This window comes from uncultured Roseivirga sp. (assembly GCF_963973945.1).
Taxonomy (GTDB): Bacteria; Bacteroidota; Bacteroidia; order Cytophagales; family Cyclobacteriaceae; genus Roseivirga.
Genome location: NZ_CAXBBV010000004.1, coordinates 59,709 through 82,929 on the forward strand (window position 1 = coordinate 59,709; position 23,221 = coordinate 82,929).

Sequence of the window (23,221 nt, forward strand, 5' to 3'; positions counted from 1 at the left end):
AATCAAGTAAGCTTTTTAGGTGAATTCAATTAGGGAGTCTCGCTCTGTAATCTTGTACCCCAACAGATTCACATACGGATAAACCATCAAAGGTGGATTTAGGCATCTTACAGTTTTCTTCAAAGTGTTGGATTGTCCTACACTTTGAAGTGTGTTTCACCATTGATTTCTAATCTTGATTTTCAGTAATTATCTATTTGTCAGTTGGTTATATTTTATTTGGTTAATGGCATGTCTTTTTCAATAAGGAGAGTAAATTAATTTAAACAACAAAATTTAAGAGTTATGAAAAAGGCAATTTTAAGTTTATTAGCAATAGGTACATTAAGTTTCACATCTGTTGCATTCACCAGTGTAGGAGAAGCTTCTACAGTACTTGTTCAACAAGAAAAGAAAACTGAAATTCTGATGAAAGACCTTTCTGAAGAAGTGAAAAAAGGATGGGAAGAAACAGAATATAAAGATGAGAATGTAGAGAAAATCTACAAAGTAGTGACTCCAGAGCCAGATAGCGAAGAGTACATTGAATTCATCGTGAAAAAAGAGACAGGTAAAATGGCCGTTCACTTTGGCCTAGATGGAACATTACTGAGAGAGATAGCTATTGACGGAAAATAGTAATCAGTTTTGGTTGAGTATTCACATAAGTGACCCTTTGTGTTAGTAGAGAAGGTTATCCGGACGGGATAACCTTCTTATTTTTGTGCCCAACTTTAACGCATTTTACTGCGTTGATTATATTCTTTTATTTTCACATTTAAAGCTTTGAAGTCTAGCTTGCCTTTTACCTCGGTAAGGTGATCTAGAATAGCCAATCCTTTATTCAACTGACTGTCTACATTTTTTACTTTTCCAACAATGTAAATAAGGCTACGCTGCTTTCCAGGGGTAAGCGAATGGAAGAACTGAGAACCAACCTCGTCTTGATCAAGCAACACCCGAAAGGACTCAGGCATTGGTATGCCATATTCAGAGGTGTCTTTCTCTAGCGTTATCAGCACCTTATCGCCATCATTTAAATTAAGTTCAGTTCTTACCTTTTGATTGACCAGAATGTAGCTGGCGTTATCAATTGGCATTAAAGCGGTGTTAAAGGTGATTTTATTATTGATAGTACAGTTAACTCGTCTGTTGTTACCATCTGTAAACTGAGCGGTTATTTCCGGACTAACAGGGAAATGATAGCTCCAGTGGCTATAATGAAACTGCTCTAATGTGGAGGTAAAGCTGACCAAGGGTTGTAAATTAATGCCTTATTTTTCAGGATTACTGCCTGTAAGTTTCAGTACATAAATTAGTGGCCAAAGCTTACCAGTAACCAATAGCGATTGAGTAGATTCATGCCAAGCAATTCCGTTTAGAACGTCAGCATCTGGATTAAGTAATCGGGTGCGGTAGGTTAAATCTGAAAGGTCCAAGAAGCCTTGTACTTCGCCTGTTTTAGCATCAATTTTGGCAATTTGGTCTTTCTGGTAAATGTTAGCCCAGATAAAACCATTTACATATTCAAGCTCATTCAAACTGCTTACAGCTACTCCTTTGTAGGTTACATTCAACTTACTAACAGGAGCGAGGCTGGCAGTATCGAGGAACGAAAGTGAATTCGATCCATCTGACATAATCAAGTTTTTGCCATCGTTGGTCAAACCCCAACCTTCGTTATTGTACTTGAATTCTCTTAGCTGTTCAAAAGTTTCTAAATCGTATACAAACCCAACTTTTTGCTGCCAAGTAAGCTGGTAGATTTTATTATTCAGAATGGTGATTCCCTCGCCAAAGTACTTATCATCTAGAATTACCTTTTTGTCTGGCTTTCCAGTTTTTGGATCAACAATTCCAATCCAAGATGCCTCTCGGCCTGTACTTTCAAATATCTTTCCTTTATGCACTAGTAAACCCTGCGTATAGGCAGAGGAATCGTGTGGCGTGGTTTGCTCTATTTTATAGCTAATTAACTCAGGGTTGGCCAGAGAAAATTTCTCTTTAGAAGGCGTACAAGAAATAACACCCAGAACAAATGATAAGATAGAGAGTTGTATGAGCTTCATGGATAATTTTAAAGTTTATTTAGTATAAAGAACAAACCCAATGGTGTATTTACCCTTGGTTTTACACTTTAGTTCATAAACTTAAGGAACATCGCCTTATTTTTCAGCCAGCTTTAACAAATATTTCTTGAAACGCTTGGTGTCATAATTGGCCATTCCGGTTTTACTTACGACAATTTTACCCTCTGGCGAAACCACAAAGGTAGAAGGTACTACCCCTGTTTCGAAAACATCGGGTAGAGGAGAAGCTAGTTTGTAAATAGGGAAATCAAAACCTTTCCGCTTTACCCAAGTGCGAGCAGTTTTCATTTCGTCATCGTGCGAAATCATTAAGAAAACAATGTCATCTTTATTTTCAATCTTATTATAGAGTGAATTAATATTGGGCATTTCTGCAACGCATGGCGGACACCAAGTAGCCCATATGTTAATAAAAAGGGTTTTTCCTTTTAAATCACGCACATCGATTTTGTTGCCTTCCTCATTTACAAGTCGGAAATTATAGTCTGCATTAGAGAAATCTTCTTCATCGAGAATACCCACATTTGCAACTCCAGTACTTAATACGGCTTGCTGAACTTTTCCGAAAACTTCGGCTTGAGAACCCGTTATATAAATCACTAAGAAAACCGCCACAACTACAGACAGTTCAATGATGTCGCGCTTGGTAATACGTTTCTTTTTCTTACTTTTTTCCTCCATTACTGAATACTTTGGGCTTCAAGATAATTAAACTTACAATAAGGGATTATATTTTTCGCTTAAGCAACTGTAAGTAGAATGACTAGGCTGCATAAAAGGTTCAGATGTATTTTCTGAAATGGTAACTTTGATGACCAGCTCAATGCTTTACTTGTTAGAAAACTTTACCAGAGCTTCTGCCAATGATTCACAGAAATTGATTTGCCCCATGTTATTACTTTCAAAAATGAAATCTCGAAGGCTCTTACTTTGGTGTTCAGCAAAATCTCCAACAATGGCCAACTTAACCCTGTAAGTGGAAAATTTTTGAAGAATCTCTCCCGCAATTCCTGTTTTAAGGTTAAAGAAATCTGGTGCTATGTTTCTCTTATAAATAATTACGTGATCAAAACCTTGAAAATAGAGATTGCCAAGCAAGTCTAAACCATCTTCTTTTTCATTGATAATCAAAGTGTCAGAAGTGACTTCAGCTATTTGCTTTCCTTCGATCTCATGTGTTTCAATGTTCATTCTAAATGCGGTTTTGAACTAATTGTTGAGCATGCCTTTAAGCGATTCATTTTTATTTCTTAGGTCTAGTCCGCCTTCATAAACAGATTTTAGGTTGAGCAGAAAGAATGACCAGCCCGAAGCACAGCCCAACCTTATACCTTGTTTTGATTTATCGTCTGTTGGAATGTTTTTTTGAGTGAGCTCAACTATCACAAAATCATCAACTTGGGTGAGTTGAATATCAACCAAGCATTCTCCAGCAAAGGTGAACTGTAAAAAGTCAGTACCGTTGGCTTGTGTAATTCTACCTCGTTCTATGTCATCATATAGAAACCATTCCCATTTATAGGTGCCTCCTTGATGTACTGATTGGTTGGGCGCTAAAGAGTCTCCATTGGCATTGTAAAAAGTAGCCTCACTTAAAAACCAACTTTCTATTTTTCCTGAAGTTGTCCAAGCGTCATACAGTTCAGCTACACTTGATTTTATTGCAATTTTCTTTGTAAACGATTCCCAATTAAAGTTTTCCATGATTGTATTTTTGATCCTTAAAGTGAATTTGATCAAATATATTGAACAAACAAAAATGCAAAACTAGCGCAAAATGTTAAGCCTTTAGTTTCAGAATATCATAAGCATGGTGTTTGTATTGCTCCATTATTTCATCTTTTTTGGCTGCATTTCTTTCCATGCATAAATAATAGTAGGCGCCTTCTAAAATGGTATAAATAAGATTAGCTGTTCGTTTAGGATCTTCTAGTTTTAAAGATCCCTCTTCTATACATTCTACCAAATGAGATTCTAACCAAACCCTTAAAGAGTCGTGTAAGTCTTTGTATTTAGAACGAATCACGTTGTTTCTAAAAATCAAACTGTAGCAACTGTAATACACATCATCACTAATTAACACATTCCATTTTCTTGAAAACAGGTTGTTCAACACTTCTCTTAGGTGGTCTATAGATGAACCATCTTTTTGGGTGGTGTAGATTTTTTGATAACGACTCAAAATGTAATCGATAAGGGCAAGTACGAGTTCGTCTTTGTTTTTAAAGTTGTGCAAGATTAAGCTAGGGTTAACATTCATGGCTTCCGCAATCTTAGCAATAGAGGCATTGTGAAGCCCTTCTGCCTTTGCCGTTTTATAGAATGCTTTGACTATTTCTTGCCTTCTGAGGTCTTTAATGTTCTTTCTTCCCATCGATTTTTAGTGTGATTCTGTGACCCAAATATGTGGAAAATAAATTGAACGACTATTCAATTAAAATTAAATCGCGGTTAATGATGAGGTAACATGCCAAGCCTACATTTGACAGTCTAAAATCTGCTCTTAACTAAAACAAAACTTATGAAAGGATTAACATCCACAATTTCAACCCAACACAGGCAACTGCGCAGAACCTGCCTAATGTTGATGTGTATATGTGTCTCTGTGCTTGGCTTTGCCCAAGAAGTAAATGTAAAAGGTCTGATATCAGACGTTGAAGGTGAGCCAATTTTTGGTGTTACGGTTTTTGAAAAGGGAACCACCAACGGAATGATTACTGGTGCTGATGGAAAGTATTCCATTAAGGTGAAAAATGAAGAATCAGTGATTGTATTCTCATTCGTTGGTTTCATTTCTCAGGAAGTAAAGGTTAACAACCAATCAACAATTGATATTACGCTCGAAGAAGATATTAAGGAACTTCAAGAAGTTGTAGTAGTTGGCTACGGTGTAGAAAAGAAGGTGAACCTTTCTGGCGCTGTAGATCAGGTAGATGCTGAGCAATTGGCAAAACGACCAATCAGCAATGTAACGGAAGGGCTTCAAGGAGTTATTCCCAACCTAAACATTGATAGTAACTCTGGTGCTCCGGGTGCTACACCTAATATTAACATTAGAGGTATTACTTCAATCAATGGCGGAAATCCATTGATTTTGATTGATGGAGTTCCTTCCGATGCGGTCGAACTGAATCGTATTGCTCCACAGGATATTGAAAGTATTTCTGTGATTAAAGATGCCTCTGCTGCCGCTATTTATGGTGCAAGAGCAGCTTTTGGTGTGGTAATTCTTACCACAAAAAGTGGTGCTGACAAAATGAAGATCAGCTATACTGGCTATACCTCAATGAACCAAGCCACAGTGTTGCCAAACAAAATTACCGATCCGTATATCTACTCAAGGTTATTGGAAACGTCAACAGATAACACGCCTTGGGACAATATCAACTTCAGCGATCAGTATTACGCATGGGCCAGAGATCGATCAAACGATCCGTCACTGCCAGGGGTAAGAATAAACCCAACAAACGAATCTGCATGGGAATATATGGGTGGTCAAGATTGGTCGCGTCACTTTATGAAAGACAAAACTACATCTAGCAATCATCAACTTTCTATCAGTGGGGGGGATGACCGTGTTAACTATTTGCTTTCAGGTTCATACAGCCATCAAGATGGTGTTTTGGCCATTGCAGATGATTACTTTGATAGGTATACAGTTAGAAGTAAAGTTTCGTATAAAGCCAATGATTGGCTAACCTTAAGTAACAATACTTACTTAACCACTACGGAAAGGAAAGAACCTTCTTATTTCGATATTACTTCCATCTATAATATTGCCCCAACTTCTTGGAATGTTAACCCTGACGGTAGCTGGGCCAATTCTGAAGCGGGAGTAATTTCTGCTCAATTAACTGATGGAGGCGAAGACATTACCGAGTTTACCAGTGTTCAATCACAGTTTGGAGTTCAGGCCGAGCTATTGGATGATATTTTAAGTTTCAATACCGATTTCACTTTCAGAAGAGGAAGACAGGACAGAAATTGGTTTCAAACAAAATACAACATTGGTTTTGGACCAAGCGATATTAGAGAACAAGGTAACAACTCGGCATATAGATCGAGCTCTGTTGAAAATTATTATGTTCTGAATAGCTACTTAAGCTATAGACAACAATTTGGAGATCATGCCTTGAGCGCAACTTTAGGTTTCAACCAAGAACATAACCGTTGGAATTCATTTAGCGCACAGCGTAACAATGTTATTTCTGCTTCACTACCTACCATTGCACTTGCCACTGGCGATCAATTTGTAGATGAAAATGTGTCAGAATGGGCTGTAAGGGGTGTTTTTTATCGTCTTAACTATATCTACAACGATAGATACATTGTTGAATTCAACGGTCGATACGATGGCGCTTCTAAATTTCCTTCCAACAACCGTTATGGATTTTTCCCTTCCGCTTCAGTAGCATGGAGAGTTGACGAAGAAAACTTTATGGCAGGAATGAGAGGTTGGGTGAGCCAGTTTAAACTTAGAGGTTCAATCGGGTCTTTGGGTAATCAAGCCATTGGGCCATATGAATACATTTCTACAATGGATGCCTACCAAGGAAATTACCTGATTGACGGAAAACTTCCTTTAGAAATATCTTCTCCTCAATTGGTTTCAAATAACTTTTCTTGGGAAGAAGTAGTGACTAAAAACTTTGGTGTTGACTTAGGATTCCTTGAAAACAAAGTAACTGCTTCATTCGATGTTTACAGAAGAGACACCAAAGGAATGCTGACTTTAGGTAGGGAGCTGCCAGACGTTTTAGGCGCTACTGAGCCAAAAGAAAATGCGGCCGATTTGAAAACCAATGGTTGGGAATTTTCTTTGGGTTACCAAAACGAAGTAAGCCTTTCTGGAAAGCCTTTGAACTTCCAAGCCAGCTTTAACCTGTCAGATAGCCGTTCTTTCATCACCAAATTTGATAACCCTAACGGAAGCATTACACAATTCTATGAAGGAATGGAACTTGGTCAAATCTGGGGCTTACAGAACGATGGCTTCTTTAGGTCTGCCGAAGAAATTGATGCTTTAGATCAGAACGCGATTGTGCCTTGGGGAGCTATTTCAATTGTTGAAGGATGGCCAAAATACAAAGACCTAAATGGCGACAATAAAATTACCAAAGGCTATACTTTAGACGATACTAAGGATTTGTCAATCATTGGGAATCAATCTCCGCGTTACCGCTATGGAATGAACCTTTCTGCCAATTGGAATGGCTTTGATGTAAGTGCGCTCTTTCAAGGAGTAGGGCAAAGAGATTATTATCCTTTAGATTATCTATACTGGGGTTTTTATCAGCAGCCTTATGCAGGTGGTTACCCACACCTAAACGATTTCTACAGAGCTGAATCAGAAACCGGTGCCGATAGGGACAGGCATTCTCAGTCTTATTTGAATGCAGGTTTAGCCGATCAAAACTTGAATGCTAAATATCCTCATTTACAATCTTGGTTGGCAGATAGAAACTTGGGTGAAAGAATTGACCAAGCACAAGGTTTAGCAATTCCTCAAACAGACTACTTGTTAAGTGCCGCATACCTCAGGTTCAAGAACCTAACAATTGGCTATACGCTGCCTTTAGCGGTTAGCTCCAGAATTGGACTATCGAATGTAAGGTTCTACGCCAGTGGCGAAAACCTATTCGAATGGTCTGCTTTGAAAGGGTTCTTCGACCCAGAAGCAGTAAACAATGCTATTCAATATAACCCAGCAGTAAGCGGTGGAAGAGGAGTAGGTAAAGGTTACACTTACCCTTTCCAAAGACGCTATGTATTAGGTATCAATGTCACTTTGTAATCATCTGATTAAAACGAATTCAAAATGAAAAATTCTAAAATACTCATTGCGCTCTTCTTGGTTTGTACTGTTGCGGCTTGTAACGACAACTTTTTAGATGTAGTGCCAGAAACTTCAATTGGTGTAGAAAACTTCTTCAATACTGAAGAAGACCTTAACATCTACGTGAATAGCCTTTACAATTTCCCAGGATCTGGAATTTATTATGGTGATGGTGGAACAGATAATGCCGCTACCACAGGTAATACTGAAATTAAAACCATGATGGTAAGTACTGCATCCTCATCAACCATTACTTCAGGTTGGAACTGGGGTGCGTTAAGGTCAATTAACTTGTTCTTAGAAAACTTTAACAAAGCGAGCATTACTCAAGAAAAGCTGAATCACTTCGAAGGTTTGGGTCGCTTTTTCAGAGCTCAGTTTTACTACGATAAAGTGAAAAGGTATTCAGATGTTCCTTATTACGATTTTGTAATTGAAACTGGCGATACCGAAGCGTTGAATAAACCACGCGATTCTCGTGAAATGGTAGTGGATAAAATCTTTGAAGACTACCAATTTGCTATTGAGAATATTTTCGAGAACCAACCTGATGGCGCAGTAAACAGATGGGTGGCAAAAGCTTTTATGGCCAGAAACGCCCTACATGAAGGTACTTTCAGAAAGTATCACAGTGAGTTAAATCTTGCGGCTTCTGCCGATAAGTATTTGAAATTGGCTAGAGATATTGCTGAAGATATTATGGTTAACGGGCCTTTCAGCATTAAGAATACGGGCAACAGCGCAACCGATTATAGTAGCTTGTTTAATAGTACCGATTTAGAGTCTAACCCTGAAGTGATCTTAGCAGTGTACAGCTTAGATCAAGTGAAAAACAGTGGTTGGTCAGAAACCGTTTTTGGTAACTACGAAACCAGCCCAGCAAAAGACTTATTGCAGTCTTACCTAATGGCTGATGGGTCGTTTTACTCAAATCAAGCCAATTATGACGAGTTCAGCTTTGTTCAAGAATTCCAAAACAGAGATTCAAGGTTATCGCAAACTTATGCCTACCCAGGTTTTGTTTTGGTAAACTCAAGAACGTACAGCCAAGGTGCAGGAATGTATGTTCAGCAATTGGCTAAGAACTTCTCGGGTTATCATCAATTAAAAGGTTTCGTGAATGTAACAGATCAAGCTACTATCAATAACCTAGACTTCCCGGTGTTAAGGTTTGCAGAAACACTTTTGATTTATGCCGAAGCCAAGGCTGAATTGAACGAGATGAATCAAGCGGTTTTAAATCAAACAGTAAACCTCTTGCGAAACAGAGCTGGTATGCCAGACTTGACCATGGGCGTTGCTGTAGACCCAGTGTTGCAGGCAAAATATCCTACTGTAACAGATCCAGTTTTACTTGAAATCAGAAGAGAAAGAAGAGTAGAGTTGGCTTTAGAAGGGTATAGGTTCGATGATCTGATGCGCTGGAAAGCGGGTAAACTTTTAGAAGAAGAACCAAAAGGTTTGTATTTCAGTGGTTTAGGTAAGCATGATGTGACTGGCGATGGAATCGAGGATATTATTTTATTAGATGCTTCAGCTTCCATTCCCGATACCAAAGAGCGAAATGCATTGGATGTACCTTTTGCTTATTACAGGGTAGGTAGCTTTGGTGAAAACGTAGGCGTGTTTTTGTCAGAAGGAAATAGCGGTCATATTTTAACGGTAATTGAAAGAGGAATATTTGATGACCCGAAGTTCTACTACCGTCCCGTACCAGCAGCTCAAGTAGCGCTTAACCCTAGCTTAGAACAAATTTTTGGATGGAATTAGATTAGGTTACATTAATGCAGATAGACCGGTTGAGGCTTTTGCCTCTTCCGGTATTTGCCATTTCTGATTAACTTAACTTTTCATTCACCAAACACTTACAATCTCAACTTTACTTAATAACCTCAGAAAAAGACTCACATCATGTTGAAATCAATAAGCATACTTTTCTTAGCCATAATTATGGCGGCTTGTAGTACCACACCAGAAAAAAAAGTAATGATCATCTTAGTTGATGGCGTTCCTGCTGACGTGCTCGAAAGTATAGACACCCCGATTTTAGATCAAATCGCTGCGCAAGGTGGTTATACTCGCGCTTATCAGGGTGGGGGAAAAGATGAATACACACAAACGCCTACCATTTCGGCCCCAGGTTATATGAATATGATTACAGGGGTTTGGGGAAACAAACACAATGTTTGGGGCAATAGTGTAAGAAACCCAAATTACAATTACTGGAGTATTTTCCGAACAGTTAAAACGGTTAACCCTGAAATGACCACGGCCATTTTTTCAAGTTGGGAAGATAACCGTACAAAGCTGGTAGGTGAAGGAAAACCAGACGCAGGTAACTTTATGTTCGATCATTCTTTTGACGGTTTTGAGTTAGACACAATAGCTTTTCCTCATACTACCGACCGTAGCTTTATGTTCAATATTGACGAAAACGTATCAAAAGGAGCAGCTGATTATGTGCGTACCGATGCACCTAACTTGTCGTGGGTATATTTAGAGTTTACCGATGATATGGGGCATATGTATGGCGACAGTCCACAAATGATTGAAGCGGTAAAAGGAATGGATAACCAAGTGGGAAGAATTTGGGCTGCCATTCAACAGCGTGAAAGAGAATTTGATGAAGACTGGATGATTGTGATTACAACCGATCATGGTAGGAGTGAAGACACTGGCAAAGGCCATGGTGGTCAGTCGGAGAGAGAGCGAACCACTTGGATTGTAACCGACCAGAACAGCCTTAACGAAAGGTTCGAAAATAACCCTCCGGTAGTAGATGTTGCGGCCAGCGCTTTAAGGTTTTTGAATATTGAAGCACCAACAGAAATCAAAGAAGAAATGGATGGCATTCCGTTTATTGGAGATATTTCAATAATGAACGCCAAAGCCAGAGTAGAAGGAAATGAGCTTGTCGTTTCTTGGGATGTAGCCGATAAATCGGGTAGCGTAGAAATCTATCAATCTTCCACAAACAACTTTGCCAAAGGCGAAAAGGATGAGTATTCACTTTTAGGTAAGGCAGAGGTAAAGGAGGGTCAGTTTAAAACTGCTTTTACTTTTCCGACAGGAACTACCAAGCTTTTATTGAAAGCGCCACATAACTGGACAAATGTTTGGGTAATTGTTGAATAAGTTAAAGCCATGAACAGACGGAATATTCTGAAAACAATGGCTTTGGCCGGAACTGGTGCTTTAATGAGCAACGGTTTAATGCCACTTCAGCCAAAAGACAAACGAGTTTTGAGACTTGCACATCTAACGGATGTGCACTTGCGTGATGCCGATAATGCACCTGAGAAATTTATCAAGTGCTTACACATTATGCAGTCGTTGAAAGATAAACCCGACATGATTTTTAATGGAGGTGATACTATTTTTGATGCTTTGGGTACTGATAAAACGAGTGTTGAAAACCAATGGCAGCTTTGGGATAAAGTAATTAAAGCAGAAAACGATTTGCCAATTGTACACTGTATCGGTAATCATGATGTTTGGGGTGCTGGCGATAAAACTGACCCACTTTATGGTAAGAAGTACGCCCTAGATAAAATGGGTTTAAATAAGCCTTATCATTCCTTTGAAAAGGCGGGCTGGAAATTCATTATTCTGGATAGCACACATCCTGTGGGAGAGGGCTGGTACACTGCAAAACTAGATGACGAACAATTCGATTGGTTTGAAAAGGAATTGCAGACAACACCTTCTACCACACCAGTAATGATTATGTCGCACATTCCTATTCTTACAGCTACTGGCTTTTATGAAGGTAATGAGAAGAATGGCAATTGGACCGTGCCTGGCGGATGGATGCATATTGACTTCAACAGAATCAAAAAGCTATTTATGCAGCATGCCAATGTAAAACTTTGTGTAAGTGGTCATATGCATTTATTGGATAAAGTAGAATACAATGGTGTAACCTATTGCTGCAATGGCGCAGTAAGCGGTGGCTGGTGGGGTAACGAAATGTACTACGAAACTCAAGCAGGTTTCGCAACCATTGATTTATATGAAAGCGGAGCATTTGATGTACAATACCATACTTACAGCTGGAGTTAATCGATATTAACCAGAAATTAAGCTTTATAGGTGAAACGGTTAAGCACTTCTATAACTGAGCTTTTTTAAAGACTATTGCAATGGCTAGCTTTAAATAGATCGGTTTATATGATTTCTAATACTATAATAAGTTACAGTGTTCTTACCTTAGGTTGGTTGGGCACTGTGCTTTTCATTATAAGTTATATTCAGCTTAATCGCGGTGTTTGGACACTCCACGATACCAAATTTCATGTTTACAATATCTTAGGAAGTATATTTCTGGTGATCGACACCGTTTATGATTTCTCCTATGCAGCGGCAGCCGCTAATCTATTTTGGGGTATTGTGGCTTGTTACGGTTTGGTCAAATTCAGAAATGAAGGTAGAAAATCAAGAGAAGGATTAATAGAAAGCAAAAAGCCCAACCTCGTCTGAAGTTGGGCTTCATTTTCTGTTTCCAGTTCCTATCCAAAAACCATTTGATCTTTTACAAAAGGAATTTTATAAAGTCTGCTTCCAGTAGCTTTGGCTATAGCGTTGGCCAATGCGCCTCCTGCTGGTGGTAAAGATGGTTCACCTAAACCAGTAGGGTCGTTTAAGCTTTCTACAAAATGCACATCCACTGTTGGTGCCTCTTTAGTTCTTATCAAACGATAATTATTAAAGTTAGAAGCCTGAGGTGTTCCATTTACAAAGGAGAAATCTCCATAAAGCGCATGCCCCATTCCATCTACTACACCACCTTGAATTTGGTTAATGGCCGCATCAGGGTTTACTACAATTCCACAATCTACAGCAACCGTCACGTTTTTCACGATCGGATTGCCATCCTTCATAATCACATCCGCCACTTCAGCCACATAGGTGTTGTGCGAATAGTATGCACTAAAGCCTTTGCTAACACCACTTTCGGCTTTGTCCCAATTTCCTTTTTCGGCAGCGAGTTTAATTACTCCAATCATCTTAGCTGGTTCGTAATCAATCTCCCCAACTGGGTTGGTTTTCGCTCGCTCAAGAATGTCTAATCTCAACTGAACCGCATCTTGCCCCATTTCTGCCGCCAGTTCGTCAAAGAAACACTGCTCGGCTACGGCTAAGAAGTTAGTGATCGGAGCTCTCCATGCGCCTGTAGTAATATTGCTATCTACATAGCTTGATTCAATTAAGTAGTTTTCAATTCCACCTGCTGGAAACCAATCTGGACGAACCCAGTTATTGCGGCCCATACCTGCGCCAGACAAATGATAACCTGTGAGCTTTCCGTCTTTAATGGCAGCTCTGAACTTATATTTAGACGCTGGGCGGTAAGTGCCCGCGGTCATATCGTCTTCCCTTGAAAAAACTACCTGAACAGCTTTGTTAGCTTTCTGAGAAATTTCAGCAGCTTCTAAGGCAAAGTCTCCATAAAGTCTTCGTCCAAAACCTCCACCCATTCGGGTCATTTCAAGCGTAATATCGTCAGGGCTTTTTCCAAGTAGTCGAGCAATTTGCCCACGTGTACCAGCTGGTGTTTGAATTGGGCCGATTAGTTTCACCTTATCACCCGTAACATCAGCAAAGAAATTCATTGGCTCCATGGTGTTGTGCGGTAAATAAGGAGCTTCATATGTTTTTTCAAACACCTTATCTGCCGAGGCAATTGCCTTTAGAGCATCTCCATCACTACGACTTGGTCTTTCAGCTCTTTTATTGAGCAGATTGTTCATTTCACGATCGTGATAAGGTGTGTCTTCAAGTTGTCCGCTCATATCCCAATCGGCCACTAGCGCTTTTTTACCTTTCATGGCTGCCCAAGTGTTGTTGCCTAAAACCGCTACTTTATCACCAAATTGGATTACATCATTTACGCCACTGACTTTTCTAGCTTCTGTGTCGTCAAAGGATTTTAGTTTAGCACCAAAAGCAGGAGGTCTAAGCACTACGGCATACTGCATTCCTTCTTGTTTGTAGTCAATTCCGAATACCGGTTTTCCTGTGATGATTTCATCCAAGTCAACATTTTTTTGGCTCTTACCAATAATGGTGAAGTCTTTCGGATCTTTTAAAGCAACTTCTTCAGGAATTTCAATACCCACGGCTTTTGAGGCCAATTCGCCATAGCTCAATTTTTTACTACCATTTAGCACATAACCACCTTTGGTGGTAAGGCTGCTGGCGTCAACTGCCCATTCTTTGGCGGCTGTTTCTATCATCAGCCTTCTAGCAGTGGCCCCCGCCATCCGCATGCCTTTCCAGCTGGCCCTAATTGACTGACTTCCGCCTGCTACCTGACGTGGAAATGCATTATCAAGGGGTGCTTGCTTTACGATTACATCTTTCCAGTCTACATCTAACTCTTCGGCCACCAGCATTGGCATAGAAGTTTTTACATTCTGCCCAATTTCTGGGTTTGGCGACATGATTGTGATTTCACCATTGTCGGCAATGGTGAGGTATGCGTTAATGTCGAACCAAGCTGAGGCTGGGTCTTTTACTTCTGCCGAAGGCGAACAAGCCCAATTGAAACCGATCATTAATCCTCCTCCAGCAAGAGCAGAAGTTTTTAGGAATGATCTCCTGTCTACTTTTGTTTTTATAACTGTCATTTTTCCTTGATTTGGAGGTTATAGATTAGATGCTGCTGTAGAAATAGCGGCTTTGATTTTATTGTAGGTACCACAGCGGCAAAGATTTCCGTTCATGCTGTTTTCAATATCATCCATTGAAGGAGAACTGTTGCGTTGAAGTAAGGCCGCTGCATTCATAATCTGACCTGCTTGACAATAGCCACACTGCGGTACATCGTGTTCTATCCAAGCTTTTTGCAAAACATGGTCAGCTTTTTCTGAAAGGCCTTCGATGGTTGTGATTTTAGCATTTGATACTGCTGAAACTGGAATGGAGCATGAACGAACGGCATTGCCATCCATATGGATAGTACAGGCTCCGCATTGTGCAATTCCACAGCCAAACTTGGTGCCCTTAAGGTCTAGGTGGTCACGCAAAACCCATAGCATTGGAGTGTCTGCGTCAGCCTCAACGGTTTGTTGCTTGCCATTGATTGTAAGTTGGTAAGTTGCCATAACGGATGATTTTGAGTGATTTGAATTGATGAATATATAATTTCTGACTTCAAAATCATAGCTATTATTGTTGATGGGCAGTATTCAAATTTAAAGAAGTTGGTCAAATTCTGTTTTTTCTTTCAACTTAGAGCTTTCAATTCCCTTTTATACAGAATAGGGGTTAGTTTTGTGCCAAAATTAAATGTAGCGGAATATGGTATTCGTGAATGCGATTATCGCATTTATGCCGTTACTTTTTCAGAGCGTTTTCACCCATAATTACAAACTAATGAAACACAGAATTTTAACGATGTTAGTGCTGGTGGTTGCACTAATTATAACCACAATGCCTCGGTCGTTCGGACAAGAACAAGAGATAGCAAAGGAAGAGGAACCCAAAAATGATTTGAGAAGTCAATGGGCAGAATTACTTAAGTCTTCAGAAACTTATTTAGATAAGAAAATAATTAGGATCACTAGCTTAAGTGAATACCGAAATGTTTTAGGCGATAGTTTGACTAGTTATACAAATAGTATAGAAAGCCTGAAAGCTGAGAAAAGTAAGATTGAACTAGAGACAAGTGCCTTAAAATCGGAATTAGAAACAGTAAAGGCAGAACTGGCTGCAAGCGAAAAGCTGAATGATAATATGTCATTCTTTGGCATTCTTCTTAGTAAGTCGGTTTATAGTATTATTGTTTGGTCAATTGTAGCCCTTCTGGTTGTAGTAATAATGCTCATGTATGGCAGAGTGAAGAAAGTAGCTCAATCTACAAAACGAGTTAAAGCTTCTTTTACTCAAGTAAGTGAAGATTTTAGGGCTTATCAGTTTGAAGCCAAAGAGAATCAAATTAAGTTGAAACGTGAACTTCAGACCGCTTTAAACAAACTGGAACTGAATAGATAATTCGACAGAAGAACCATCACTGTCATTTTTATATATCTTAAGAAAATGCTCATTTAAATAGAAAAGGCTGTCTCATATGAGGCAGCCTTTTCTGTTAGTAAGTAGTATTTTATTCTTTATGCGTTGGCATTCACTTTAGGAGCACCAGCTAGGATTTCCTCGCTCGCATTCTCTTTGAATTTCTCAAAATTCTCGTTGAATTTAATGGCTAATTTGTTTGCTTCCGCATCGTAAGCCGCCTTATCTGCCCAAGTGTTTTTAGGGCTCAATATTTCTGTAGGTACATTAGGGCACTCATTTGGCATTGCCAAACCGAATACATTATGAGTTGTATATCCTACATTCTCAAGCTTTCCTTCAAGCGCAGCAGTAATCATAGCTCTTGTGTATTTCAACTTCATTCGGCTACCAGTACCATAAGCACCACCAGACCAACCAGTGTTCACTAACCAAACATTTACGCCAGCATCAGACATTTTTTGTCCTAACATTTCAGCATATTTAGTTGGGTGTAAAGGCATGAAAGGAGCTCCGAAACAAGCAGAGAAAGCTGAAACTGGCTCTGTAATTCCCGCTTCTGTACCCGCTACTTTTGCAGTATAACCAGAAATAAAGTGGAACATGGCTTGGCCAGGAGTCAATTTAGAGATTGGAGGCAATACACCTGAAGCATCACAAGTAAGGAAGAAGATGTTTTTAGGATTGGCTCCAACAGATGGCTCTTGAATGTTATCAATATGATAAATTGGGTAAGAAACCCTTGTGTTCTCTGTGATTTTACCACTAGTATAATCAGGCTCGTTAGTACCTTCTTTAAAGGTAACATTTTCTAAAAGGGCACCTGGTTTAATAGCTTTCCAAATGTCTGGCTCTTTTTCTTCGGTAAGGTCAATCACTTTGGCGTAACAACCTCCTTCAAAGTTGAATACAGTGTTTTCGCTTGTCCATCCGTGCTCATCGTCACCAATCAACTTTCTGTTAGGGTCGGCAGAAAGGGTGGTTTTACCTGTTCCTGAAAGACCGAAGAAAATTGCAGTATCACCATCTTCACCTACGTTAGCAGAGCAGTGCATTGCTAAAGTATCTTTTTGATGAGGGAGGATAAAGTTCAATGCAGAGAAAATGCCTTTTTTCATTTCACCAGTATAACCAGTTCCACCTACTAAAGCGATTTTTCTTTTAAAGTTGAGTATTGCAAAGTTGTGTTGTCTTGTTCCATCTCTTTCTGGAACAGCCTTGAAACCAGGAGCACACATTACTGTCCATTCAGGAGTAAAGTCTTTAAACTCTTCCAAAGTAGGACGTAAAAACATATTAAAGCAGAATAGGTTAGACGAAGGGTATTCGGTTACTACTCTTACATTGGTTCTGTATTTTGGATCTGCACAAACGTATGAATCGCGCGCATAAATTTCTTTACCAGAAAGATAATCCGTTACTCTATCATAAAGCGCATCGAATTTAGCTGGCTCAAAGGGGATGTTAATATTGCCCCACCAAACAGAATCTTCGGTGATTTCATCTTTAACGATAAACCTGTCTTTTGGCGAACGACCAGTGAATTCACCTGTGTTCACGTTGATGGCACCAGTGCTTGTTTCTTGCGCCATTCCTTTTTCGACAGAAATTTTCGCCAGTTCATCTGCCGATAGGTTCCAATGTACTATGGCATCTTTGATGCCCAATTCTTTCACACTCGCTTCGTTGGATTTAAGCCCGTTTTCTTGCATTTTCTTAGTTTTTAATACTCTGTTTTGCAAACGATTGCAATCTATTTAGGGGCACAAAAATAGGGAAAAAAACTTTTGATTAGAATTCAAGACGTTAATAATAAAAACACTCTTACGAATGGTTGAAAAACTCTGTTCGATGGTCTTTAACATAAACACATTTGTAAATACCCTTTTACGGTAGTAGTTTTATCGGTATTGAACTAAACAAAAATCAGAATCTATGCTAGATAAAGGAACTATTGAAGGTCCGCAGATGATGGGTCACCCCAAAGGTCTGTTCTATCTTTTTTTCGCTGAACTTTGGGAAAGGTTTAGCTTTTATGGCATGAGGGCATTGTTGACCCTCTACATGGTCAACGAAATTTTTGAGGCCCTTGTCTCACGAGATTTAGCTGCAGCTGCAGTTTATGCTTCCTACGGATCTTTGGTGTATGCTTCTACTGTTGTAGGAGGAAGAGTTTCAGATACTCTTTTAGGCTTCAGAAGGTCAATTATGCTTGGTGGTATTTTAATGTCACTTGGGCATTTTGTTCTTGCGGTAGAAAACGAATACACTTTTTATTTAGCACTTGCCTTGATTGTGGTAGGTAATGGTTTCTTTAAACCAAACATTTCAACTTTTGTAGGTTCACTCTATAAAGATGGCGATACTCGAAAAGATTCTGGGTTTACCATTTTCTATATGGGTATTAATATTGGTGGTTTTGCCGCACCACTTTTGTGTGGTTGGTTAGGTCGCGAATACGGTTGGCACTATGGCTTTGGTTTAGCAGGAATTGGTATGCTTGCTGGCCTTATTGTTTTTTGGAGAGGAATTAAAGAAGGTGTATTCTTAGATAAAGGAATGCCACCTAGTATCGAAAAGCTTGAGACAAGAGTTTTAGGTATTAAAAAGAAAGTATTTGTACCAATTTTAGCCTTTTTGGCTGCCCCAGTAATTGCAATGATGTTGTCTTCTTACGGAGCAATTGGTGGTGGAGATACCTTTTTAGGTGACCAGAATGTGGTGACATTGATTTTTAAATTGTTAGGCTTCGCTATTCTTATATACATGGCGGTAATTATGTATCAGGCTACTGCCTCTGAAAGGAAGAAATTAGCGGTAGCATTAATGATTACCGTTTTCATGAGTATTTTTTGGGGCTTCCATGAGCTTTCAGGATCTGTAATCACGCTTTTTGCAAGTAGAAACGTGAACCTATGGTTGATTGATGCTGCGCAAACGAATGCGTTAAACTCGATGTGGATTATTATTCTTTCGATTCCAATCTCATTGCTATGGGGCTTTTTAGCTAAAAAGAAGCTGAACCCAAGAACTCCATATAAATTTGCTTTGGGTCTATCTTTAGCCGCCATTAGTTTCTTTGTACTTTCTTTAAGTGGGAGTGCAGCAGATTCCGAAGGAATGGTGCCGTTTTTCTATCTAATGGTAATGTACTTCTTGATTTCTGTAGGGGAGCTGTTTATGTCGCCTGTTGGACTTTCAAAAATCACTGATCTATCACCTCAACGAATTGTAGCTTTTATGATGGGGGTTTGGTTCTTGTCTTCTGCTTATGCCTTTCAAATTGTAGGCTTTATAGGTAAGCAATTGGCGGTAGAAAGTACTGATAAAGATGTGAGAGGTTTTGAGTCGCTCGATACTTACATTGGAGGTTTTGAACTGATTGCTAAGTACGCAATTGGAGCCGCTATTATAGTATTTATATTAGGCCCAATAATGAAAAGATGGATGCAAGACGTTCACTGAAAATCTTGGTATGAAATTGAAAGCCGCTCGGAGAGCGGCTTTTTTTATGCCCTAATTAACATGGCACCACTAGAGTAGCCACCGCCAAATACAGTAACTACAGCCAACTCATTCTTTTGCATTGAATGAAAAATCTGAGAGTAGCCAATAGAAGAACTAGCAGAACCTGTATTGCCAAATTCAATCATATTGATGACCACCTTTTCAATGGGAAAGCTCAGGGTTTCAGCCACTTTATTAATAATCCTCATATTGGCTTGATGTGGAATGAGGTAGTTAAGTTGGCTTAAAGAACAGCCACCTTTTTTAAGTATGGCCTCTGTTTTTTCCGACATGTATTTAATGGCATTGTAAAAAACATCTCTGCCATCGGGCATAGAAATACCGCCATCAAAAGGTTTTAAGCATACACCGTTTGGCCCCCTACCAATAGTGGCATGGCCTTCGGTATTCACCCCAAGAACTTCATGATCTTTTTCTGTAACTCTTTCATTTGATAAGAATACGGCAGAAGCACCATCGCCCCAAAGGTGTGCAGAAATAGGATCTGATTCATTTAAATAAGCCCAGTTATGCTCAGAAGTTACAACCAATGCCTTTTTTGCTTTGCCCATGGCAAAATAGCCCTCGACAATTTCAATGGCGTTGATGAAAGAACTACATGCTGAAGAGACAGAGAATACGATGGCCTTATTGATGCCATATTTCTGTTGAACTACATGAGCAAGAGTACCCACGGTATCGTAAGGAGAGTAGGTAGCACCAATAATAAGATCGACTTCCGATATATTATAAGGTAGTTTAGAAATACCTTCTTCTATGGCGGAAATGGCCATAGTGTTTACATTTTCGTTTGAAGAGGCTTTTCTACGATTTTTTATTCCTGATTTACGAATGATGGTTTCATCATCCATTCCATTTTTATCGAGGAAGTAACTATTGGGGACTATATTCGAAGGAATATAATGTGAAGCTAAATTAATATACATGAAATCCTGTTACGGGCTGTTGCTTTAATATTTGAATTTGAGCCTCGAAACTAGTACATATTTTGGGAATCTCTTATAAACAACTGCAATTAGACGAATTCAATTGCTTGCGTTTTCCATCAGTTTTCAGCTTAAAATCTCTTGAACCCTATTTTGTAAATAAGGTACAACCTCTGCTTCAAACCATGGATTTTTCCTCATCCATATTCCATTTCGAGGTGAAGGATGAACTAATGGTAGAAATTTTGGCAAATAGGCTTTAAAGTTTTCTACAGTTTCGGTAAGGGTTTTTTCTCTGCCTTTTTCCAGATAATATGCTTGAGCATACTGACCTATTAAAAGTGTTAATTTTACCTCCTTAAGCCGACCGAGGATTTGGTTATGCCATAATGGGGCACATTCTGGTCGTGGAGGTAAATCACCAGACTTTCCTTTGCCCGGATAACAAAAACCCATGGGTACAATCCCAAATAGGTTGGTGTCGTAAAACTGTTCATTGGTTACGCCTAGCCATTTTCTAAGGTTTTTACCTGAAGCATCGTCCCACGGAATACCCGATGTATGAACTTTAGTGCCAGGAGCTTGCCCAATTACTAGTATTTTTGAGTTGGGACTAACTGACACAACGGGCCTTGGTCCAAGGACTAAATGCTCGGAGCATACTTTACAGTCTTTAATTTCGTGCAGTAAGTTTTCAAAACTTGCCATTGAGCTTCAATTTAAAAGAAAAACCTCAAAGAGAGTTAGAATAAGGCGATAGACTGTAGGTGAAATGACAAATGTATAATGAAGCTGAATTAAGGGCATTCACTTATCTTCGCGCAAAGTTTATTTGAATGAGCACCCAAGAATTGGTATATGTTATTGATTTAGGCGGAACACTTGTGTTTGCTATTAGTGGTTGGTTGGCCGCATCTAAAAAACAAATGGATCCGTTTGGTGCTTCCGTAATTGCGTTTATCACTGCCGTTGGTGGTGGGACTTTGCGTGATTTACTCATTGGTAGTCAGCCAGTAGGGTGGATGGTAGATCAGAATTATTTATTAATGATTGGTTGCGGAATTGGGCTCGGTTATTTGTTTAAACGATACTTAGAAAAACTGCGCAAAACCATGTTTCTGTTTGATTCCATAGGGATTGGTTTGTTTACTATTTTGGGAATTGAAAAGACACTTTCTTTTGGTCTAACCCCTGTAATTGCAGTAATGATGGGTACCGTTTCGGCTGTGTTTGGAGGGGTTCTGCGTGATACTTTAGCGAATGAAGTACCACTAATTTTTAGACAAGAAATTTATGCTACTGCCTGTTTAACAGGAGGTATTCTGTTTCTAATTCTGGGCTATTTCAATGTTAATGTTGATGTCAGAATTATTCTTACTGTAGTGTATATAATTGCTCTAAGAATTGTATCTGTGAAATATAAATGGTCATTCCCTACAATTAAATAAATAGTAAGCCTTGTCATGAAAATTGTTAATTCTGCAAACGCCCCAAAAGCATTAGGCCCATACTGCTCTGCTATTCGTACTGGTAACTTACTTTTTTGCTCAGGTCAAACTGGAATTGACCCTTTGACTAATAAAATAGAATCAACAACAGTTGAAGGACAAACAAAACAGGTGTTGGAAAACCTTAAAGCTGTTTTGACTTCTGAAGGACTTAGTGTAAGCAATGTGGTAAAATGTAATGTTTACCTTAGCGATATGCAGCACTTCGAAACAATGAACGGTGTGTATGGTGAATTTTTTGAAGGACATACTCCCGCTAGAACTACAGTAGCCGTAGCGGGACTTCCCTTAAATGCCCTTGTAGAAATTGAATGTATAGCAGAATTTAAATAACGGGGCTACCCTTTAATTAAGCGGCTACTGCTTTTGGTTGTTTCTTTTTATATAGTGCGAAAACGTTACCTACAATTAGCATTAACATTCCAATGATGGTATACTCTGTAATCACAAAACCCTCAAAAATTGTAGAAATGATCACTGCCACAACAGGAACTACAACAATAGTATAGGCTGCTTTCCCTGCTCCAATTTTACTGATGAGCGTTAGGTACATATTGAAAGCGATAATCGACCCAAAAATAACCAGATAGATAAGAGAGAATACATAAGGTGCTGACCAATCAATAGTAAAAGGTCTGTCGAGTACCACTGCTACAATGAACATGGCAATAGCGCCATATAACATAGCGAAGGCCGTAGATTGCATGACAGGAATTTTCAATTTTGAGTTATAACCCGAAGTTACATTGCCTAGGCTGGCAATCATTACAGAGGCAATGCAGAGGATTAACCCAGTAAACGATTCGTCTGCTACAGTAAACGCCATTAGTTCGCGTTTAAAAATCACCATAGTACCGAATACGCCAAACAATGCACCGATGAATACTTTTGGTACAATAGGTTGTTTCAAAAATATGGCACCAAAAACCATATTGAAAAAGATGATTAATGAAAACCCAACAGCCACCAGTCCGCTTGTAAGGTATTGTTCGGATTGATAAACTAACCAATAATTGAAACCATGAAGCAAAATGCCTTGCAAGGCAATTCTCAAATGAATTTGCCAAGAGAAGCTGAGGTTTTTGGATCTAATTTTACAATAGGCTAAAAACAACAAACCAGCTAAGGCAAATCTATATGTTACCGACATAATAGGGTCTACACTTCCCAATTGAAAAGTAATAACATACCAAGTAGAGCCCCATATCAGAGCAGGAATTGCAAAAAGGAAAAGGTTGTTCGATTCTTTCATAAAATCACAAAGCGCGAAATTACCCAGAGAGTTCAATCATTGGCTGCTGGATGGGGCAATATTTTTTAAGTGGAGTACTGTTATTTTTT

Annotated in this window: 22 protein-coding genes; 10 read left to right on the top strand and 12 right to left on the bottom strand. The window is 39.1% G+C overall.

Features of this window, described 5'->3' with window-relative positions:
- Window positions 1-285 precede the first annotated feature (285 nt).
- Entirely contained in the window at window positions 286-618 is a 333-nt protein-coding gene (locus AAC026_RS08605; RefSeq protein ID WP_339610025.1) for a hypothetical protein, read from the top strand.
- Window positions 619-713: 95 nt separating this feature from the next.
- Here AAC026_RS08605 and AAC026_RS08610 read toward each other — a convergent pair whose 3' ends face one another.
- The 6 genes from AAC026_RS08610 to AAC026_RS08635 form a co-directional block, all read right to left on the bottom strand.
- Window positions 714-1,235: a YdeI/OmpD-associated family protein gene (locus AAC026_RS08610; RefSeq protein WP_339697030.1), complete on the bottom strand. Its 522-nt coding sequence runs from the start codon at window positions 1,233-1,235 to the stop codon at window positions 714-716.
- Window positions 1,236-1,253: 18 nt separating this feature from the next.
- Window positions 1,254-2,048, bottom strand: a complete 795-nt coding sequence (locus tag AAC026_RS08615) for a glutaminyl-peptide cyclotransferase (protein WP_339697032.1) — start codon at window positions 2,046-2,048, stop codon at window positions 1,254-1,256.
- Between the two features lie 96 nt (window positions 2,049-2,144).
- Window positions 2,145-2,750, bottom strand: a complete 606-nt coding sequence (locus AAC026_RS08620) for a TlpA disulfide reductase family protein (RefSeq protein ID WP_339697034.1) — start codon at window positions 2,748-2,750, stop codon at window positions 2,145-2,147.
- A 147-nt stretch (window positions 2,751-2,897) separates the two neighbouring features.
- Complete coding sequence (locus AAC026_RS08625) at window positions 2,898-3,260, bottom strand: DUF4180 domain-containing protein (protein WP_339697036.1); 363 nt, start codon at window positions 3,258-3,260, stop codon at window positions 2,898-2,900.
- An 18-nt stretch (window positions 3,261-3,278) separates the two neighbouring features.
- Entirely contained in the window at window positions 3,279-3,773 is a 495-nt protein-coding gene (locus AAC026_RS08630; RefSeq protein WP_339697038.1) for an SRPBCC domain-containing protein, read from the bottom strand.
- A gap of 76 nt (window positions 3,774-3,849) precedes the next feature.
- A complete protein-coding gene (locus tag AAC026_RS08635) occupies window positions 3,850-4,443 on the bottom strand; it encodes a TetR family transcriptional regulator (protein ID WP_339606613.1) in 594 nt (197 codons plus the stop codon).
- Between the two features lie 147 nt (window positions 4,444-4,590).
- On the opposite strand from AAC026_RS08635, the gene AAC026_RS08640 reads away from it, so the two are divergent.
- The 5 genes from AAC026_RS08640 (at window position 4,591) to AAC026_RS08660 (ending at window position 12,384) form a co-directional block, all read left to right on the top strand.
- The gene (locus tag AAC026_RS08640) at window positions 4,591-7,863 is read left to right on the top strand and encodes a TonB-dependent receptor (RefSeq protein ID WP_339697040.1); all 3,273 of its coding nucleotides are present in this window, start codon (window positions 4,591-4,593) and stop codon (window positions 7,861-7,863) included.
- 24 nt (window positions 7,864-7,887) lie between these two features.
- Window positions 7,888-9,675 carry a RagB/SusD family nutrient uptake outer membrane protein gene (locus tag AAC026_RS08645; protein WP_339697042.1) on the top strand — a complete coding sequence of 596 codons (1,788 nt, stop codon included), beginning with the start codon at window positions 7,888-7,890 and terminating at the stop codon, window positions 9,673-9,675.
- Window positions 9,676-9,816: 141 nt separating this feature from the next.
- Window positions 9,817-11,040 (top strand): alkaline phosphatase family protein, encoded by a 1,224-nt coding sequence (locus AAC026_RS08650; RefSeq protein WP_339697044.1) that lies wholly within the window; start codon window positions 9,817-9,819, stop codon window positions 11,038-11,040.
- A 9-nt stretch (window positions 11,041-11,049) separates the two neighbouring features.
- Complete coding sequence (locus tag AAC026_RS08655) at window positions 11,050-11,967, top strand: metallophosphoesterase (protein ID WP_339697046.1); 918 nt, start codon at window positions 11,050-11,052, stop codon at window positions 11,965-11,967.
- Between the two features lie 108 nt (window positions 11,968-12,075).
- The gene (locus tag AAC026_RS08660; protein ID WP_339697047.1) at window positions 12,076-12,384 is read left to right on the top strand and encodes a hypothetical protein; all 309 of its coding nucleotides are present in this window, start codon (window positions 12,076-12,078) and stop codon (window positions 12,382-12,384) included.
- 29 nt (window positions 12,385-12,413) lie between these two features.
- On the opposite strand, the gene AAC026_RS08665 is transcribed toward AAC026_RS08660, so the two are convergent.
- Window positions 12,414-14,534, bottom strand: a complete 2,121-nt coding sequence (locus AAC026_RS08665; protein WP_339697049.1) for a molybdopterin cofactor-binding domain-containing protein — start codon at window positions 14,532-14,534, stop codon at window positions 12,414-12,416.
- Between the two features lie 18 nt (window positions 14,535-14,552).
- Window positions 14,553-15,011 carry a (2Fe-2S)-binding protein gene (locus AAC026_RS08670; RefSeq protein ID WP_339606606.1) on the bottom strand — a complete coding sequence of 153 codons (459 nt, stop codon included), beginning with the start codon at window positions 15,009-15,011 and terminating at the stop codon, window positions 14,553-14,555.
- Between the two features lie 271 nt (window positions 15,012-15,282).
- Here AAC026_RS08670 and AAC026_RS08675 point away from each other — a divergent pair, with 271 nt between their 5' ends.
- On the top strand, window positions 15,283-15,900 hold the full coding sequence (locus AAC026_RS08675) for a hypothetical protein (RefSeq protein WP_339697051.1): 618 nt from the start codon (window positions 15,283-15,285) through the stop codon (window positions 15,898-15,900).
- A 116-nt stretch (window positions 15,901-16,016) separates the two neighbouring features.
- On the opposite strand, the gene pckA is transcribed toward AAC026_RS08675, so the two are convergent.
- Window positions 16,017-17,630 (bottom strand): phosphoenolpyruvate carboxykinase (ATP), encoded by a 1,614-nt coding sequence (gene pckA / locus AAC026_RS08680; RefSeq protein ID WP_339606603.1) that lies wholly within the window; start codon window positions 17,628-17,630, stop codon window positions 16,017-16,019.
- A 223-nt stretch (window positions 17,631-17,853) separates the two neighbouring features.
- On the opposite strand from pckA, the gene AAC026_RS08685 reads away from it, so the two are divergent.
- The gene (locus tag AAC026_RS08685; RefSeq protein WP_339697053.1) at window positions 17,854-19,383 is read left to right on the top strand and encodes an oligopeptide:H+ symporter; all 1,530 of its coding nucleotides are present in this window, start codon (window positions 17,854-17,856) and stop codon (window positions 19,381-19,383) included.
- Window positions 19,384-19,427: 44 nt separating this feature from the next.
- Here AAC026_RS08685 and AAC026_RS08690 read toward each other — a convergent pair whose 3' ends face one another.
- The gene (locus AAC026_RS08690; RefSeq protein ID WP_339697055.1) at window positions 19,428-20,372 is read right to left on the bottom strand and encodes a ketoacyl-ACP synthase III; all 945 of its coding nucleotides are present in this window, start codon (window positions 20,370-20,372) and stop codon (window positions 19,428-19,430) included.
- Between the two features lie 126 nt (window positions 20,373-20,498).
- Window positions 20,499-21,080, bottom strand: a complete 582-nt coding sequence (locus tag AAC026_RS08695) for a uracil-DNA glycosylase family protein (RefSeq protein WP_339697057.1) — start codon at window positions 21,078-21,080, stop codon at window positions 20,499-20,501.
- A 128-nt stretch (window positions 21,081-21,208) separates the two neighbouring features.
- Between AAC026_RS08695 and AAC026_RS08700 the strand changes: the two genes are divergently transcribed.
- Entirely contained in the window at window positions 21,209-21,820 is a 612-nt protein-coding gene (locus tag AAC026_RS08700; RefSeq protein ID WP_339606599.1) for a trimeric intracellular cation channel family protein, read from the top strand.
- A 15-nt stretch (window positions 21,821-21,835) separates the two neighbouring features.
- Window positions 21,836-22,213 (top strand): RidA family protein, encoded by a 378-nt coding sequence (locus tag AAC026_RS08705; RefSeq protein WP_339697059.1) that lies wholly within the window; start codon window positions 21,836-21,838, stop codon window positions 22,211-22,213.
- A 16-nt stretch (window positions 22,214-22,229) separates the two neighbouring features.
- Here the strand turns inward: AAC026_RS08705 and AAC026_RS08710 are convergent, their stop codons facing one another.
- On the bottom strand, window positions 22,230-23,132 hold the full coding sequence (locus AAC026_RS08710) for an EamA family transporter (protein ID WP_339697061.1): 903 nt from the start codon (window positions 23,130-23,132) through the stop codon (window positions 22,230-22,232).
- Window positions 23,133-23,221 lie beyond the last annotated feature (89 nt).

Excerpts from the sequence above, each read along its gene's own strand:
- AAC026_RS08605 (WP_339610025.1), top strand. The coding sequence starts at position 286 with ATGAAAAAGGCAATTTTAAGTTTATTAGCAATAGGTACATTAAGTTTC.
- AAC026_RS08615 (WP_339697032.1), bottom strand. The coding sequence starts at position 2,048 with ATGAAGCTCATACAACTCTCTATCTTATCATTTGTTCTGGGTGTTATT.
- AAC026_RS08620 (WP_339697034.1), bottom strand. The coding sequence starts at position 2,750 with ATGGAGGAAAAAAGTAAGAAAAAGAAACGTATTACCAAGCGCGACATC.
- AAC026_RS08625 (WP_339697036.1), bottom strand. The coding sequence starts at position 3,260 with ATGAACATTGAAACACATGAGATCGAAGGAAAGCAAATAGCTGAAGTC.
- AAC026_RS08630 (WP_339697038.1), bottom strand. The coding sequence starts at position 3,773 with ATGGAAAACTTTAATTGGGAATCGTTTACAAAGAAAATTGCAATAAAA.
- AAC026_RS08635 (WP_339606613.1), bottom strand. The coding sequence starts at position 4,443 with ATGGGAAGAAAGAACATTAAAGACCTCAGAAGGCAAGAAATAGTCAAA.
- AAC026_RS08640 (WP_339697040.1), top strand. The coding sequence starts at position 4,591 with ATGAAAGGATTAACATCCACAATTTCAACCCAACACAGGCAACTGCGC.
- AAC026_RS08645 (WP_339697042.1), top strand. The coding sequence starts at position 7,888 with ATGAAAAATTCTAAAATACTCATTGCGCTCTTCTTGGTTTGTACTGTT.
- AAC026_RS08650 (WP_339697044.1), top strand. The coding sequence starts at position 9,817 with ATGTTGAAATCAATAAGCATACTTTTCTTAGCCATAATTATGGCGGCT.
- AAC026_RS08655 (WP_339697046.1), top strand. The coding sequence starts at position 11,050 with ATGAACAGACGGAATATTCTGAAAACAATGGCTTTGGCCGGAACTGGT.
- AAC026_RS08660 (WP_339697047.1), top strand. The coding sequence starts at position 12,076 with ATGATTTCTAATACTATAATAAGTTACAGTGTTCTTACCTTAGGTTGG.
- AAC026_RS08665 (WP_339697049.1), bottom strand. The coding sequence starts at position 14,534 with ATGACAGTTATAAAAACAAAAGTAGACAGGAGATCATTCCTAAAAACT.
- AAC026_RS08670 (WP_339606606.1), bottom strand. The coding sequence starts at position 15,011 with ATGGCAACTTACCAACTTACAATCAATGGCAAGCAACAAACCGTTGAG.
- AAC026_RS08675 (WP_339697051.1), top strand. The coding sequence starts at position 15,283 with ATGAAACACAGAATTTTAACGATGTTAGTGCTGGTGGTTGCACTAATT.
- pckA (WP_339606603.1), bottom strand. The coding sequence starts at position 17,630 with ATGCAAGAAAACGGGCTTAAATCCAACGAAGCGAGTGTGAAAGAATTG.
- AAC026_RS08685 (WP_339697053.1), top strand. The coding sequence starts at position 17,854 with ATGCTAGATAAAGGAACTATTGAAGGTCCGCAGATGATGGGTCACCCC.
- AAC026_RS08690 (WP_339697055.1), bottom strand. The coding sequence starts at position 20,372 with ATGTATATTAATTTAGCTTCACATTATATTCCTTCGAATATAGTCCCC.
- AAC026_RS08695 (WP_339697057.1), bottom strand. The coding sequence starts at position 21,080 with ATGGCAAGTTTTGAAAACTTACTGCACGAAATTAAAGACTGTAAAGTA.
- AAC026_RS08700 (WP_339606599.1), top strand. The coding sequence starts at position 21,209 with ATGAGCACCCAAGAATTGGTATATGTTATTGATTTAGGCGGAACACTT.
- AAC026_RS08705 (WP_339697059.1), top strand. The coding sequence starts at position 21,836 with ATGAAAATTGTTAATTCTGCAAACGCCCCAAAAGCATTAGGCCCATAC.
- AAC026_RS08710 (WP_339697061.1), bottom strand. The coding sequence starts at position 23,132 with ATGAAAGAATCGAACAACCTTTTCCTTTTTGCAATTCCTGCTCTGATA.